Raw genomic sequence first — 14,229 nt, forward strand, 5'->3', positions numbered from 1 at the left:
CGAGGCCGCGCATGATCCGCCGCCTGCACGACACCAACGACCTGGTACGCGCCTTCCCGCGCGTGCACTTCGTTGGCATTGGCGGCACCGGCATGAGCGGCATCGCCGAAGTGATGCTGACCCTGGGCTATGAAGTGTCCGGCTCGGACAACGCCGACAACGCCGCCACCCGCCGCTTGGCCGGCCTGGGCGCGCGCGTGATGCGCGGCCATTCCGCCGCCAACGTGCTCGGCACCGACTGCGTGGTGGTCTCCAGCGCGATCCGCGAGGACAACCCGGAACTGATGGAAGCGCGCAGCCAGCGCATTCCGATCATGCCGCGCGCGGCCATGCTGGCCGAACTGATGCGGTTCCGTCGTGGCATCGCCGTCGCCGGTACCCACGGCAAGACCACCACCACCAGCCTGACCGCGGCGGTGCTGAGCGAGGGCGGGCTGGACCCGACCTTCGTGATCGGCGGCCAGCTGCTGGCTGCCGGCGCCAATGCCAAGCTTGGCAGCGGGCAGTGGCTGGTGGCCGAGGCCGACGAAAGCGATGGCAGCTTCCTGCGCCTGAACCCGCTGGTGTCGGTGATCACCAACATCGACGCGGACCATCTGGAGAACTACGGCAACGACTTCTCGCGGGTCCAGGCCGCCTTTGCCGAGTTCCTGCAGCGCCTGCCGTTCTACGGGCTGGCGGTGCTGTGCATCGACGATCCGGAAGTGGCCGCCCTGGCCGCACAGACCCCGCGCCATGTCATGAGCTATGGCATGAGCGGCACCGCCGACGTGCGCGCCGAGGACGTGGTCCAGGACGGCCCGCGCATGCGCTTCACCCTGCGCCTGCCGGAGGGCAGCAGCCACCCGGTGACGCTGGCGCTGCCGGGCAGGCATAACGTGCTCAACGCGCTGGCCGCCGCTGCGGTCGGCTGGCAGCTCGGTGTCGCCCCGGAGGCCATCGCGCGTGCACTGGAAGGCTTCGCCGGCATCGGCCGTCGCTTCAACGACCTGGGCATCGTCACCACCCGCACCGGCGCCAAGGTGCGCGTGATCGACGACTACGGCCACCACCCGCGCGAGCTGGCTGCGGTATTTGCCGCCGCCCGTGGCGGCTGGCCGACCCAGCGCCTGGTGGTGGCGTTCCAGCCGCACCGTTACAGCCGTACCCGCGATCAGTTCGACGCCTTCGCCGCGGTGCTGTCCGAAGTGGACGCGCTCGTGCTGAGCGAGGTCTACCCGGCCGGCGAGGCGCCGATCCCCGGCGCCGATTCGCGCTCGCTGGCCCGTGCGATCCGTGCGCGCGGCCGCAGCGAGCCGGTCGTGGTCGGCCAGGCGGCAGAGCTGGCGCACGTGCTGCCTGACGTGCTGCAGGACGGCGACCTGCTGCTGATGATGGGCGCCGGCGACATCGGCTACGTGGCCCAGCACATCGCGGTGGACGGTTTCCAGGAGGCACCGGCCGAATGAGCGCATTCGTGTTTCCCTCGCTGCGCATCACCGACCCGGCCGCCTTCGGCCGCGTCGCGGTGCTGCTCGGCGGCAGCTCCAGCGAGCGCGAGGTATCGCTCGATTCCGGCCGCAACGTGATCGAGGCGCTGCGCGCCCGTGGTGTCGATGCGACCGCCGTGGACGGCATTCCGGCGCTGGCCCAGGCCCTGGCCGAGCGCCGCTTCGACCGTGTGTTCAACATTCTCCACGGCCACAACGGCGGGGGCGAAGACGGCATCGTGCAGGGGCTGATGGAGGCCTTCGCCGTGCCGTACACCGGCTCGGACGTGCTCGGCTCGGCGCTGAGCATGGACAAGATCCGCACCAAGCAGGTGTGGCTGGCACACGGCCTGCCGACCCCGCGCTTCGTGTCGATCGGCACCGGTGCCGATGTGCATGCGGCCGCGCGCGAGCTCGGTCTGCCGGTGGTGGTCAAGCCGGCCAATGAAGGCTCCAGCGTGGGCATCAGCCGGGTCACCGAGGAATCGGGCCTGGACGAGGCCGTGGCGCTGGCCGTGCGCTACGACGGCCAGCTGCTGATGGAGCAGATGGTGGTCGGCGATGAGCTGACCGTGGCCATCCTCGGTGATGTCGCGCTGCCGTCGATCCGCATCGTGCCCAAGGGCCAGTGGTACGACTACAACGCCAAGTACATCGCCGAAGACACCCAGTACCTGTGCCCGGGTCTGGAGGGTGAGGACGAGATCGAGATCCGGCGCATCGCACTGGCGGCGTTCCGCGCCGCCGGCTGCAGCGGCTGGGGCCGTGTCGACGTGATGCGCGATCGCAGCAGCGGCCGCTTCTACCTGCTCGAGGTCAATACCGCCCCGGGCATGACCAGCCACTCGCTGGTGCCGAAGGCAGCCCGTCAGGCCGGCATCGACTTCGAGGAACTGGTCTGGCGCGTGCTGGAGCAGACCGTGGAGGTGCGCTCCGCATGAACGCCGTGCTGCGCATCTTCGTCTGGTTGCTGGCCCTGTCGCTGGTGGCGCTGCCCGTGGTGGCGGTGCTCAACGGCTGGGTCGGCGCCGAGCGCTGGCCGCTGGCGAAACTGCGGGTGCACGGTGAATTCAAGCGCGTGCCGGCCGAACAGCTGCAGCAGGTGGTCCTGCCCTATGCCAGGGCCGGCTTCTTCGCGGTCAAGCTGCAGGACGCCCAGGACGCGATCGAAGGCCTGCCGTGGGTGGAAAGCGCGCAGGTTCGCAAGCAGTGGCCGGACGTGCTGGAAATCCGCCTGGTCGAACACAAGCCCTTTGCGCACTGGGGCAAGGACCGGCTGCTGTCCGAGCAGGGCAAGCTGTTCGCCACGCCGCGCAAGCTGCAGGACGTCGAGCTGCCCGACCTGGATGGCCCGGACACCCAGACCGCTGAAGTGGTGGCGCTCTACAACGATGCGCGCGCGCTGTTCGCGCCGGCCGGGGTGGACGTCAAGCGGGTCACGATGGACGCGCGCGGCAGCTGGTCGCTGCTGCTGAGCAACGGCACCGAAGTGGTGGTCGGCCGCGACGATGCGCGCTCGCGCCTGCAGCGCTTCGTGCGCGTGCTGCCGCAGCTGGCCAGCCAGCAGGCGCCGATCGAACGCGCCGACCTCCGATATACCAATGGTTTCACGCTGAGCTGGGGCACCCCGGCCCCGGCCGCGCCGGCCGCACCGGCCAATGTGGCGCACAGGACGCAGGACAGGACATGAATCGCAAGGGTGACAAATCGCTGATCGTCGGCTTGGACATCGGCACCTCCAAGGTGGTGGCGCTGGTCGGCGAGTACTCGCCGGGCAATCCGATCGAGGTCATCGGCATCGGTTCGCACGAATCGCGCGGCCTCAAGCGCGGCGTGGTGGTGGATATCGAGTCCACCGTTCAGTCGATCCAGCGTGCGGTCGAAGAGGCCGAGCTGATGGCGGGCTGCGAGATCCGTTCGGTGTATGCCTCGATCTCGGGCAACCACGTGCAGTGCAAGAACTCGCCCGGCATCGTGCCGATCCGCGATGGCGAAGTGACCTGGGGCGACCTGGACCGCGTGCTCGATGCGGCCAAGGCCGTGGCGATCCCGGCCGACCAGAAGATCCTGCATGCCATCCCGCGCGAGTACGTCCTGGACGATTCGCAGGAAGGCATCCGCAACCCGGTCGGCATGACCGGCGTGCGCCTGGAAGTACATGCGCACCTGGTGGTGTGCGCGCAGTCGGCCGCGGCCAACATCTCCAAGTGCGTGCAGCGCTGCGGCCTGCAGGTCGACGACCTGGTGCTGTCCTCATTGGCCTCCAGCGTGGCGGTGCTGACCGCCGACGAGCGTGAGCTGGGCGTGGTGCTGGTCGACATGGGCGCCGGCACCACCGATCTGGCCGTGTTCGTGCAGGGCGCCATCTGCCACACCGCCTCGCTGCCGATCGCCGGCGACCACGTCACCAACGACATCGCGCATATGCTGCGCACGCCGACCCCGGAAGCGGAGCAGATCAAGGTGCGCTATGCGTGTGCCCTGGCCCAGCTGGCCACCGCCGAGGAAAGCATCCAGGTGCCCAGCGTCGGCGATCGTCCGCCGCGCCGGATGCCGCGCCATGCGCTCGCGCAGGCGGTGCAGGGTCGCTACGAGGAAATCTTCGAGATGGTGCAGGCCGAACTGCGTCGCTCCGGATTCGAGGAACTGGTGCGCGCCGGCATGGTGCTCACCGGCGGTGCCTCGAAGATGGAAGGCGTGGTCGAACTGGCCGAGGAAATGCTGCAGATGCCGGTCCGCGTGGGCATCCCGCAGCATGTCACCGGGCTCGGCGAAGTGGTGGGCAACCCGGTGCACGCCACCGGCGTGGGCCTGCTGCTGATGGGCAGCCAGATCGAACACCCGCGCCGTCCGTCGCTGCCCACCGGGCGCGCGGGCAGCATGTTCAAGAAACTCAAAACCTGGTTCCGGGGCGAGTTCTGACGCCCCCGCGGTACAGCCGACTGTTGGTCGGCTGGTTCAACACCGGCCTTGGCCGGCGCTTCAAACAGCAACACACAACCCACACAGCCGCAACGGCAACATGCAGCGCGAAGGCAGGACGCCTGGACGCCCATGCCACCCAGAAGCGGATACAACGAGGACACGGACATGGCGCATTTCGAACTGATTGAAAAGATGGCACCCAATGCGGTGATCAAGGTGATCGGCGTGGGCGGCGGCGGCGGCAACGCCGTGGCGCACATGGTGAGCACCAGCGTGGACGGCGTGGAGTTCATCACCGCCAACACCGATTCGCAGGCCATCAAGAACTGCGGCGCCAAGCTGCAGCTGCAGCTGGGCACCAACGTCACCAAGGGCCTGGGCGCCGGCGCGAACCCGGAAGTCGGCCGCCAGGCCGCGCTGGAAGACCGCGAGCGCATCATGGACGCCCTGCAGGGTGCGGACATGGTGTTCATCACCGCCGGCATGGGCGGCGGTACCGGCACCGGTGCCGCACCGGTGGTGGCACAGCTGGCCAAGGAGATGGGCATCCTGACCGTCGCCGTGGTCACCAAGCCGTTCCCGTTCGAAGGCCGTCGCCGCATGCAGGTCGCGCTGAAGGGCATCGAGGAGCTGAGCCAGCACTGCGACTCGCTGATCACCATTCCGAACGAAAAGCTGATCACCGTGCTGGGCCGCAATGCCACCATGATCCAGGCCTTCCGTGCCGCCAACGACGTGCTGCAGGGCGCCGTGCAGGGCATCGCCGACCTGATCGTGCGTCCGGGCCTGATCAACGTCGACTTCGCCGACGTGCGCACCGTGATGTCGGAAATGGGTCTGGCGATGATGGGCACGGGCACCGCGCGTGGCGATGACCGCGCCCAGGCCGCTGCTGAAGCCGCCATCCAGAACCCGCTGCTGGACGATGTGAACCTGGCCGGCGCCAACGGCATCCTGGTCAACATCACCGCCGGTGCCGACTTCACGATGGCCGAGTTCGACGAGATCGGCCGCACCATCGATGGCTTCGCGTCCGAAGACGCCACCGTGGTGGTGGGTACCGTGCTCGATCCGGACATGCAGGACGAAGTCCGCGTGACCGTGGTGGCCACCGGCCTGAACCGTGTTGTCAGCGCCAAGACCCAGCGTCCGGGCGAACGCGCGCCGATCAAGCTGGTCCGCAACGCCACCACCGGCCAGCCGGAGTTCGGCGAGTTCGACACCGGTGGCGATGCCGTGTCCAAGGCGGTGGGTGGCATGGGTCTGGGCCTGCGTCGTCCGAGCGCGGATACCGTGGCGCCGTCGTCGTCGTCCTCCTCCTCGGGCCCGGCCGCGGCCGAGCTGCCGAACGATTACCTGGACATCCCGGCGTTCCTGCGCCGCCAGGCGGACTGAGGAACGCCCACCCGGGGTCTTGTCCTCCCCGGTGAGCGCCTCCATGTCCCATGCTGCCGGGCCAGGATCGGCCCGGCAGTCTGCCGCCCCGTCGCCACGACCCTGTGTCATGGCCCCTCGGCGGTGGTATCGATGCACCCCGGTTCAGAAAGGGGTGGCGGTACTGCGTGTTATTCTTGTTTGTCACTTGTCGCGCTGACTGCGCGCTATCCGGCCTGGCCCCATGATTCCGCAACGCACCCTCAAGAACACGATCCGCGCCACCGGCGTTGGCCTTCACAGTGGCGACAAGGTCTACATGACCCTGCGTCCGGCCCCGGTCAATCACGGCATCGTGTTCCGTCGCGTGGACCTGGACCCGGTGGTGGAAGTCCCCGCCCGTGCCGATCTGGTCACCGAAGTGACCCTGTGCACCGGCCTGACCCATCACGACGCCAAGATCCAGACCGTCGAACACCTGATGTCGGCCCTGGCCGGCCTGGGTGTGGACAACATCATCGTGGAGCTGTCCTCGGCCGAACTGCCGATCATGGACGGTTCTTCCGGCCCCTTCGTGTTCCTGCTGCAGTCGGCGGGCATCGCCGAACAGGACGCGCCGAAGCGGTTCATCCGCATCCTCAAGACGGTTGAAGTGACCGACGGCGACAAGGTCGCCCGGTTCGAACCGTATGAAGGCTACAAGCTTGGCTTCACCATCCAGTTCGACCACCCGATGATTCCCGCCAAGCAGTCGCGCGCGGAGATCGAGTTCTCGACCCTGGCCTACACCAAGGAAATCTCCCGCGCGCGCACGTTCGGTTTCATGCGCGACCTGGAGTACATGCGCGAGCGCAATCTCGGCCTGGGTGGCTCGATGGACAACGCCATCGTGCTGGACGAGTTCCGCGTGCTCAACGATGACGGCCTGCGCTACGCCGACGAGTTCGTGCGCCACAAGATTCTCGATGCGATCGGCGATCTCTACCTGGCCGGTGGCCAGGTCCTGGGCGCCTATGAAGGGTTCAAGTCGGGGCATGCCCTGAACAACAAGCTGGTGCGCGCGCTGCTGGCCGATGCCTCGGCGTGGGAGTGGGTGAGCTACGAATCGCCGGCCGCTCCGGCCCCGGTGGCGTATGGAATGCCCGCCTACGCGTAAGATGGTTTTTGCAAGTCATTGAAATGAAAGAAAAAACGACGGCGCCGATGGCGCCGTTCGCGTATCCGGACCGGACGCCCGCGCTGGCGTTGACGTGAATGAACCGTGGGGGTGCCTACGTCACGGATTTGTGAACCCGATCAATTTATCGTCGATGTTTAACGCGTTTCTAACAAAACGCTAACGACTGGGCGACCATCCACCGCTACGATGCTGGCCGGCTCCCTGCCAAGTTCACATGCTCGTGACGCGGCGGGGAAGGGGCTGGATGCCCCGATGCAGTCAGGAGGTGGAGGACGAATCCACGTCGTGCAGACAAGCCAAGGCGTCGCGTAGCCCTTTGTGCGTGGCGGCTGAAACTGCGTGGGGGCCATTCCGGTTGTCGAGCGCTGGGGAGCGCGGTGGAGGGGCAGACGCAGTCTTGACGGTCACCTTGGTGACTTTCAGCCCGATGGACCGGGCCGCGTCGATGAGCTGGGCTTCGGCAAGCCGCACCTTGGCATGCCAGACCGGGGACTCGACGAGAAAAACGAGGTGTTCGCCGTTCACATTCGCCAGCCGGCAACGGGTGGCCAGGGTGGGCGGCAAATGGGGGCGCAACTGCCGGTCCAGCGCATCGAGCCACAAGGCTCGGCGCAACGGGTTTCCGGATTTGTCCGCCATGACTGCATCCAGCGCCGGTTTCGGTGTTGAAGCAGGACGGGCACTGGATTTCGGCTCAGACATGAAAACTCACTGATGGCATTCAAAAAGATCGTAATCAAAACGCGTGAAGGACAGGCCAAGACGCCGCTGGCGCGTTTGCGTTTCTACTTCGAGGATCGACCCCGGGCCCTGCTGGGCAGTGTACTGGGGGTGGGCTGCCTGATCGGCTTTGGTGCCGGTATTGGTGGCAGCATGTTCAATGATTCCCGCCTCCACGCCAAGGTCGCCCAGCAGGAGCGCGAGCTGGCACAGGCCCGGAAAGACGCCCAGACCCAGGTCAACGCGCTGGCAGCGCGGATGGGCGAACTGCAGGCGCAGGCCACCCGTCTCAACGCCCTGGGCGAACGACTGACCCAGATGGGCAAACTGGAAGACGGCGAATTCGACTTCAACGAGACCCCCGGCCTCGGTGAAGGTGAAGCCGGCCCGACCCAGGACATCCCGGTCAGCGCGGTCAATGCCGACTTACAGGTGCTGGAGCAGCGCTTCGCTGCTTCAGGCCGCCAGCTGTCGGTGATGGAGTCGCTGATGTTCGACCACCAGCTCGAACAGAACGCCGTTCCGGGTCGCATGCCGATCCGCAACACCTACATCACCTCCAATTTCGGTACCCGCAGCGATCCGTTCGGTCGCGGTGCGGCCACCCACAAGGGCATGGATTTCCACGCCCGCGTTGGCGATCCGGTGATGTCCGTGGCCGACGGCGTGGTCAGCTTCGCCGGGGTCAAGGGCGGTTACGGCAACGTGGTCGACGTGGACCACGGCAATGGCTATGTGACCCGCTACGCGCATAATTCGCGCCTGGTGGTGAAGCCCGGCGATCTGGTCCGGGCCGGTCAGGAAGTGGCCAAGGCCGGTTCCACGGGCCGTTCCACCGGTGCCCACGTGCACTTCGAGGTCTGGGAAAACGGGCAGGTGGTCAATCCCCGCAAGTTCCTGGGCGATGGCGGCAATACCCCGGTCGGGCGCGTTTCGCGCGGCTGATCCACTTGGGCGGGGGTGCTTGAAACGTACGCCCCCCGTCCCAAGCTACAATGGGTGTTGCCATAGACAGGGCGCAGTGCGCCCTGTTTCGTTTGCGGCCGATGGCTCCCCGTGGGGAGCCTCGCCGTTGGGGCGTCTCATTCCAACCGGTTCCTTCAATGATCAACAGCCTGCTTACCCGCGTCTTCGGCAGTCGTAATGAACGACAGCTGCGCCAGCTCAACCGCATCGTCGCCAAGATCAATGCGTTGGAGCCGGACATCGAAAAGCTCTCCGACGAGCAGCTCAAGGCCAAGACGCCGGAATTCAAGCAGCGCATCGCCGACGGTGAAGCCTTGGACAAGGTCCTCCCGGAAGCGTTCGCAGTCTGCCGCGAGGCCAGCCGCCGCGTGCTCGGCATGCGCCACTACGACGTGCAGCTGATCGGCGGCATGGTGCTGCACCTGGGCAAGATTGCCGAAATGCGCACCGGTGAAGGCAAAACCCTGGTGGCGACCCTGCCGGTCTACCTCAATGCGCTGGAAGGCAAGGGCGTTCACGTGGTGACCGTCAATGACTACCTGGCCCGCCGCGACTCGGCCCAGATGGGCAAGCTGTACAACTGGCTGGGCCTGAGCGTGGGCGTGGTCTACCCGGGCATGCCGCACAGCGACAAGCGCGAGGCCTACGGCAGCGACATCACCTACGGCACCAACAACGAATTCGGCTTTGACTACCTGCGCGACAACATGGCGCTGTCGCGCGCGGACCGCTACCAGCGCGGCCTGCACTATGCGATCGTCGACGAGGTCGACTCGATCCTGATCGACGAAGCCCGTACCCCGCTGATCATCTCCGGCCCGGCCGACGACTCCCCGGAGCTGTACATCCGCGTCAACCGCGTCGTGCCGCACCTGATCAAGCAGGAAGCGGAGGACGGCGAGGGTGACTTCTGGGTCGACGAGAAGGGCAAGCAGGTGCACCTGTCCGAAGCGGGCATGGAGCACGCCGAGCAGCTGCTGGTCGAGGCGGGCATCCTCAACGCCGAGACCGAAGGCCTGTACGCCGCGCAGAACCTGACCGTGGTGCACCACCTCAATGCCGCCCTGCGCGCGCATGCGATCTACCAGCGCGACGTCGATTACATCGTGCGCGACGGTGAAGTGGTCATCGTGGACGAATTCACCGGCCGCACCCTGGCCGGCCGCCGCTGGTCCGATGGCCTGCACCAGGCGGTGGAAGCGAAGGAAGGCGTGCCGGTCCAGCGTGAGAACCAGACCCTGGCGAGCATCACCTTCCAGAACCTGTTCCGCATGTACAAGAAGCTGTCCGGCATGACCGGTACGGCCGATACCGAAGCCTACGAATTCCAGAGCATCTACAACCTGGAAGTGGTGGTCATTCCGACCAACCGTCCGACCATCCGCAAGGATGCGCCCGACCAGGTGTTCCTCAACCGCAACGGCAAGTTCAATGCGGTGCTGGCCGACATCCAGGACTGCAACAAGCGGGGCCAGCCGGTGCTGGTGGGCACCACCTCGATCGAAACCTCGGAGATGCTCTCCGAGCACCTGCGCAAGGCCGGCGTGCACCACGAAGTGCTCAACGCCAAGCAGCACGACCGCGAAGCCACCATCATTGCCAATGCCGGCATGCCCGGTGCGGTGACCATCGCCACCAACATGGCCGGTCGCGGTACCGACATCGTGCTGGGCGGGTCGCTGGAAGCGCAGCTGCATGAGCTGGGCGAAGAAGCCACGCCCGAGCAGCGCGCCCAGGTCAAGGCCGCCTGGCAGGAGCGCCACGACCAGGTCAAGGCTGCCGGTGGCCTGCACATCGTGGGCACCGAGCGCCATGAATCGCGTCGTATCGACAACCAGCTGCGTGGCCGTTCGGGCCGCCAGGGCGACCCGGGTTCCTCGCGCTTCTACCTGTCGCTGGAAGACAACCTGATGCGCATCTTCGCCTCGGACTGGGTCCAGAAGGCGATGCGCATGATGGGCATGAAGGAAGACGACGTCATCGAAGATCGTCTGGTCAGCCGCCAGATCGAGAAGGCGCAGCGCAAGGTCGAAGCGCACAACTTCGACATCCGCAAGAACCTGCTCGACTTCGACGACGTCAACAACGACCAGCGCAAGGTGATCTACGCCCAGCGCGACGAGCTGCTCGATGCCGAGTCGGTGAAGGACAATGTGGACGGCATCCGCGGCGACGTGATCTACGACATCGTCGCCCGCTTCGTGCCGCCGAATTCGATCGACGAACAGTGGGACCTGCCGGGTCTGGAGGCTACGCTGGCCGCCGACCTGGGGCTGCAGATGTCGCTGACCGACCTGGTCAAGTCGCACGAGGAGCTGGACGCCGAGGGCATCGCCGAGAAGGTGCAGGCCCGTGTGGACCAGCACTTCGCCGAGAAGGAAGCCGGTGTCGGCGACGAGACCATGCGCGCGCTGGAAAAGCACGTGATGCTGACCGTGCTCGACCAGAGCTGGAAGGAACACCTGGCCCGCATGGACTACCTGCGCCAGGGCATCTACCTGCGCGGTTACGCGCAGAAGCAGCCCAAGCAGGAGTACAAGAAGGAAGCCTTCGAGCTGTTCTCGGACATGCTGGAGAACGTCAAGCGCGAAGTGGTGACCCTGCTGGCGCGCGTGCGCATCCGCAGCGAAGAAGAAGTGGCGGCGCTGGAAGCGGCCGAACGCCAGCAGGCCGAAGCGCGTCTGCTGCAGTCGCAGTTCCAGCACCAGGACGCCGGCGGCTACAGCGCCGACGAAGAGGCGGCGGAGGTGGAGGCGGCGCGCAACGGCGTGGGCCAGGTCACCCGCGAAGAGCCCAAGGTCGGCCGCAACGACCCGTGCCCGTGCGGCAGTGGCAAGAAGTTCAAGCATTGCCACGGTCAGCTGACCTGATGCACACGAAGCCCCGCCTCGAGCGGGGCTTTTTTTTGGGGTGGCGTTTTTCCCCCGCGTGTCCAGGCCAGTGGCGCCCTGTGGACGCGTTGGCGTCCCACGCCTGCCGGGATGACCGCCTCGCGCGCGTCTGACCGTGCGCCACCAGCCCTGGCCATCCATGCGGTCGGCAGCCATTGCGCCAGCCGGCCGGGATTGGGCATCCTGCCTGTATGCCTTCCCCCAAACGATCGATCCATGTCGTGGCCGGCGTCATCACCGACGTCCGTGGCCGCATCCTGCTCAACCGCCGTACCGAGAACAGCGATATGGCCGGCCTGTGGGAGTTCCCTGGCGGCAAGCGCGAGCCGGGCGAGACCTCCGAGCAGGCGCTGGTCCGCGAGCTCCGCGAAGAGCTGGGCATCGAGGCCGAGGTCGGCGCGTGGCTGATGGATGTCCCGCAGGTCTATCCGGACAAGCATCTGCGGCTGGAAGTGCGGCATATCCGCAGTTGGAAGGGCTCCCCGCGCGGCCGTGAAGGCCAGGCCATCACCTGGGTGACCCCGGACAAGCTGTCGCGGTACTCGATGCCCCCGGCCGACCTGCCTGTGGTGGCCGCCCTGCGCCATCCCGACCGCTATCTGGTCACCCCGGAACCCGCTGGCGAGCACGACCATCCGCACTGGCTGCAGCGGCTGGGTGCAGCGTTGGATGCCGGCGTGCGCCGCGTGCATCTGCGCACCCCCGACAGCCCCGCCCGGGCCGCGCTGGCCGAGGCGGCGATCCGGGCCCACGGCAACCGGGCGCAGTGGCTGCTCAACCGCGACATCGCGTTGGCCGGGCGGCTGGGGGTGGGCGTGCACCTGGGCAGCGAGCAGCTCCTGCAGCTGGACGCCCGCCCGCTGCCGGCCGGGCAGCTGGTGGGAGCCTCCTGCCACGACCTGACGCAGCTGCAGGCCGCACAGCGGCTCGGCTGCGACTTCGCGGTGCTGGGGCCGGTGCAGGCCACCCCCAGCCACCCTGGCGCGACACCATTGGGATGGGAGGCCTTCGAGGCCTTGCGGGCGCAGGTCTCGCTGCCGCTGTACGCGCTCGGCGGCCTGGCCCCGGCCGATATCGCCGAGTCGCGTCGCCACGGCGCCCAGGGCATCGCCGCCATCCGCAGCCTGTGGCCTACAGTGTGATCCAGAAACAGCCGTACTGACGCCGTAGCCCGAACACCGTGCGGGCCGGCGTGACCGAGTTGGCCAGGGTCTGCTCCAGGCGCAGGCCGATCGGGCGCGGGCGCGCGACCGGCGCGGGCAGCGGGTCGGTGCTGCCGGGAACCGTGAGGCTGGCCGGCGCTTCGTCCACCGCACCGGGATACACCGGCGCGATATCGATCAAGGGGCGCTGCACCACCGTCTCCAGCCGTCCGATGATGTGGTTGGCGGTGGCGTCGGACACGTTGTTCCACAGGTAGATCGAGGACAGCCGGTTGACGTCGCGGGTGCTCACCGCATCGCGGATCTGCCCGGTCAGTTCGCTCAGCCGCCGCGCGCAGCCGGCGCGGAACATGCCGGTGTTGCCGACCTGCGGCACGCGCGCCGGCATTCGTGTGGTGGCACCCAGCGCATCGCAGCTGCGGTCGGTGAACACGGTGTCGCCCTGCGCGGTGGTGCAGCGGTTCACGCGCGACGCCTGTGCCCCGGCCGGCGTGGGGAGGCAGGGCAGGCACGCAAGCAGCAGGAGCACGGTCGTTCGCATCGCTGCAGCGTAGCGGCCGCGCCGTTATCTGCAAGCGATTGAGCGCCGTCGCTCAGCCGCGCAGCAGTTTCAGCACCTGGGTGGTGGGTTTGGCCAGATTGAGGGTGTAGAAGTGCAGGCCCGGCGCGCCGCCGGCCACCAGCCGCTCGCACAGGCTGGCGACCACCTCGGCACCGAAGGCGCGCACCGACTCGGCGTCATCGCCGTAAGCCTGCATGCGCTTGCCGATCCAGCGTGGGATTTCCGCGCCGCACTGTTCGGAGAACCGGCGCAGCTGGCTGAAATTGGAGATCGGCATGATGCCCGGCACGATCGGCACGCTCACCCCCAGCCTGCGTACCGCGTCCACGAAGTGGAAGTAGGCATCGGCATTGAAGAAGTACTGGGTGATCGCCGCATCGGCGCCGGCATCGATCTTGGCCTTGAAGTGCTTCAGGTCCAGCAGCGCGTCGTTGGCCTGCGGGTGCGTCTCGGGGTAGGCGCCGACCTCGATGCGGAACGCGTCGCCATGCTCGGCGCGGATGAAGCTGATCAGCTCGGCGGCATAGCGCAGGTCACCGGGGTGGCCCATGCCCGACGGCAGATCACCGCGCAGTGCGACGATGCGGCGGCAGCCGATGGCACGGTACAGCTTGAGCAGTTCGCGGATCTCCTCGCGGCTGCCGCCGACGCAGGACAGGTGCGGGGCCGCCTCGAAGCCGTGGTGCTGGTTGAGGTGGCGCACCGTCTCGGAGGTATAGCTGAGGGTCGAGCCGCCGGCGCCGAACGTACACGAGACGTACTCGGGCGCGAATGCCTTCAGCCTGCTCGCGGTACGGTCGAGCTGGGCGCGCTGCTCGTCGGTCTTGGGCGGGTAGAACTCGAAGCTGATGGCAGTCATGGGCGGGCGCGGCGACGGGGGTGATGCAATCATATCTCTTCATCGCGATGAAAGTGAAGTGAACGCCATGCGCCTTGCACAGGGTCCCGCTTACAGTGGCGGCACTGTCCAGGAGTACCC

General features: G+C 67.2%; 12 protein-coding genes. 9 read left to right on the plus strand and 3 right to left on the minus strand.

Annotated elements, in window-relative coordinates; all coding sequences use genetic code 11:
- Positions 1-11 precede the first annotated feature (11 nt).
- From murC to lpxC, 6 genes are all read left to right on the plus strand, one after another.
- On the plus strand, positions 12-1,448 hold the full coding sequence (murC, locus tag OC534_RS15155) for a UDP-N-acetylmuramate--L-alanine ligase (protein WP_017355443.1): 1,437 nt from the start codon (positions 12-14) through the stop codon (positions 1,446-1,448).
- Positions 1,445-2,410: a D-alanine--D-alanine ligase gene (locus OC534_RS15160; RefSeq protein WP_136003675.1), complete on the plus strand. Its 966-nt coding sequence runs from the start codon at positions 1,445-1,447 to the stop codon at positions 2,408-2,410. The genes murC and OC534_RS15160 overlap by 4 nt, the downstream gene beginning before the upstream one ends.
- Entirely contained in the window at positions 2,407-3,159 is a 753-nt protein-coding gene (locus tag OC534_RS15165) for a cell division protein FtsQ/DivIB (RefSeq protein WP_017355445.1), read from the plus strand. Before OC534_RS15160 ends, OC534_RS15165 begins: the two co-directional genes overlap by 4 nt.
- Entirely contained in the window at positions 3,156-4,391 is a 1,236-nt protein-coding gene (gene ftsA, locus OC534_RS15170; RefSeq protein WP_017355446.1) for a cell division protein FtsA, read from the plus strand. The genes OC534_RS15165 and ftsA overlap by 4 nt, the downstream gene beginning before the upstream one ends.
- 168 nt (positions 4,392-4,559) lie before the next feature.
- Positions 4,560-5,789: a cell division protein FtsZ gene (gene ftsZ, locus OC534_RS15175; RefSeq protein ID WP_017355447.1), complete on the plus strand. Its 1,230-nt coding sequence runs from the start codon at positions 4,560-4,562 to the stop codon at positions 5,787-5,789.
- A 223-nt stretch (positions 5,790-6,012) separates the two neighbouring features.
- Entirely contained in the window at positions 6,013-6,924 is a 912-nt protein-coding gene (gene lpxC / locus OC534_RS15180; protein ID WP_017355448.1) for a UDP-3-O-acyl-N-acetylglucosamine deacetylase, read from the plus strand.
- Positions 6,925-7,206: 282 nt separating this feature from the next.
- Here lpxC and OC534_RS15185 read toward each other — a convergent pair whose 3' ends face one another.
- On the minus strand, positions 7,207-7,650 hold the full coding sequence (locus OC534_RS15185; protein WP_026070670.1) for a DUF721 domain-containing protein: 444 nt from the start codon (positions 7,648-7,650) through the stop codon (positions 7,207-7,209).
- A 12-nt stretch (positions 7,651-7,662) separates the two neighbouring features.
- Here OC534_RS15185 and OC534_RS15190 point away from each other — a divergent pair, with 12 nt between their 5' ends.
- The 3 genes from OC534_RS15190 (at position 7,663) to OC534_RS15200 (ending at position 12,667) form a co-directional block, all read left to right on the plus strand.
- Positions 7,663-8,613, plus strand: a complete 951-nt coding sequence (locus OC534_RS15190; protein ID WP_017355450.1) for a M23 family metallopeptidase — start codon at positions 7,663-7,665, stop codon at positions 8,611-8,613.
- Between the two features lie 158 nt (positions 8,614-8,771).
- Complete coding sequence (gene secA / locus OC534_RS15195; RefSeq protein WP_017355451.1) at positions 8,772-11,504, plus strand: preprotein translocase subunit SecA; 2,733 nt, start codon at positions 8,772-8,774, stop codon at positions 11,502-11,504.
- Positions 11,505-11,716: 212 nt separating this feature from the next.
- Positions 11,717-12,667 (plus strand): Nudix family hydrolase, encoded by a 951-nt coding sequence (locus tag OC534_RS15200; RefSeq protein WP_153164899.1) that lies wholly within the window; start codon positions 11,717-11,719, stop codon positions 12,665-12,667.
- Here the strand turns inward: OC534_RS15200 and OC534_RS15205 are convergent.
- Positions 12,657-13,154 (minus strand): hypothetical protein, encoded by a 498-nt coding sequence (locus tag OC534_RS15205; protein WP_262072092.1) that lies wholly within the window; start codon positions 13,152-13,154, stop codon positions 12,657-12,659. The two genes, OC534_RS15200 and OC534_RS15205, sit on opposite strands and share 11 nt — an antisense overlap.
- A gap of 127 nt (positions 13,155-13,281) precedes the next feature.
- Positions 13,282-14,109, minus strand: a complete 828-nt coding sequence (gene metF / locus OC534_RS15210) for a methylenetetrahydrofolate reductase [NAD(P)H] (RefSeq protein WP_017355284.1) — start codon at positions 14,107-14,109, stop codon at positions 13,282-13,284.
- Positions 14,110-14,229 lie beyond the last annotated feature (120 nt).

It is taken from the genome of Stenotrophomonas sp. Marseille-Q5258, assembly GCF_946900935.1.
In the GTDB taxonomy this organism is placed as follows: Bacteria; Pseudomonadota; Gammaproteobacteria; order Xanthomonadales; family Xanthomonadaceae; genus Stenotrophomonas; species Stenotrophomonas nematodicola.

What these genes read in the sequence shown, in the direction of transcription:
- secA (WP_017355451.1), top strand. Translation starts at nt 8,772, where the DNA reads ATGATCAACAGCCTGCTTACCCGCGTCTTCGGCAGTCGTAATGAACGA.
- OC534_RS15200 (WP_153164899.1), top strand. Translation starts at nt 11,717, where the DNA reads ATGCCTTCCCCCAAACGATCGATCCATGTCGTGGCCGGCGTCATCACC.
- OC534_RS15165 (WP_017355445.1), top strand. Translation starts at nt 2,407, where the DNA reads ATGAACGCCGTGCTGCGCATCTTCGTCTGGTTGCTGGCCCTGTCGCTG.
- murC (WP_017355443.1), top strand. Translation starts at nt 12, where the DNA reads ATGATCCGCCGCCTGCACGACACCAACGACCTGGTACGCGCCTTCCCG.
- metF (WP_017355284.1), bottom strand. Translation starts at nt 14,109, where the DNA reads ATGACTGCCATCAGCTTCGAGTTCTACCCGCCCAAGACCGACGAGCAG.
- lpxC (WP_017355448.1), top strand. Translation starts at nt 6,013, where the DNA reads ATGATTCCGCAACGCACCCTCAAGAACACGATCCGCGCCACCGGCGTT.
- ftsZ (WP_017355447.1), top strand. Translation starts at nt 4,560, where the DNA reads ATGGCGCATTTCGAACTGATTGAAAAGATGGCACCCAATGCGGTGATC.
- OC534_RS15190 (WP_017355450.1), top strand. Translation starts at nt 7,663, where the DNA reads ATGGCATTCAAAAAGATCGTAATCAAAACGCGTGAAGGACAGGCCAAG.
- OC534_RS15185 (WP_026070670.1), bottom strand. Translation starts at nt 7,650, where the DNA reads ATGTCTGAGCCGAAATCCAGTGCCCGTCCTGCTTCAACACCGAAACCG.
- OC534_RS15160 (WP_136003675.1), top strand. Translation starts at nt 1,445, where the DNA reads ATGAGCGCATTCGTGTTTCCCTCGCTGCGCATCACCGACCCGGCCGCC.
- ftsA (WP_017355446.1), top strand. Translation starts at nt 3,156, where the DNA reads ATGAATCGCAAGGGTGACAAATCGCTGATCGTCGGCTTGGACATCGGC.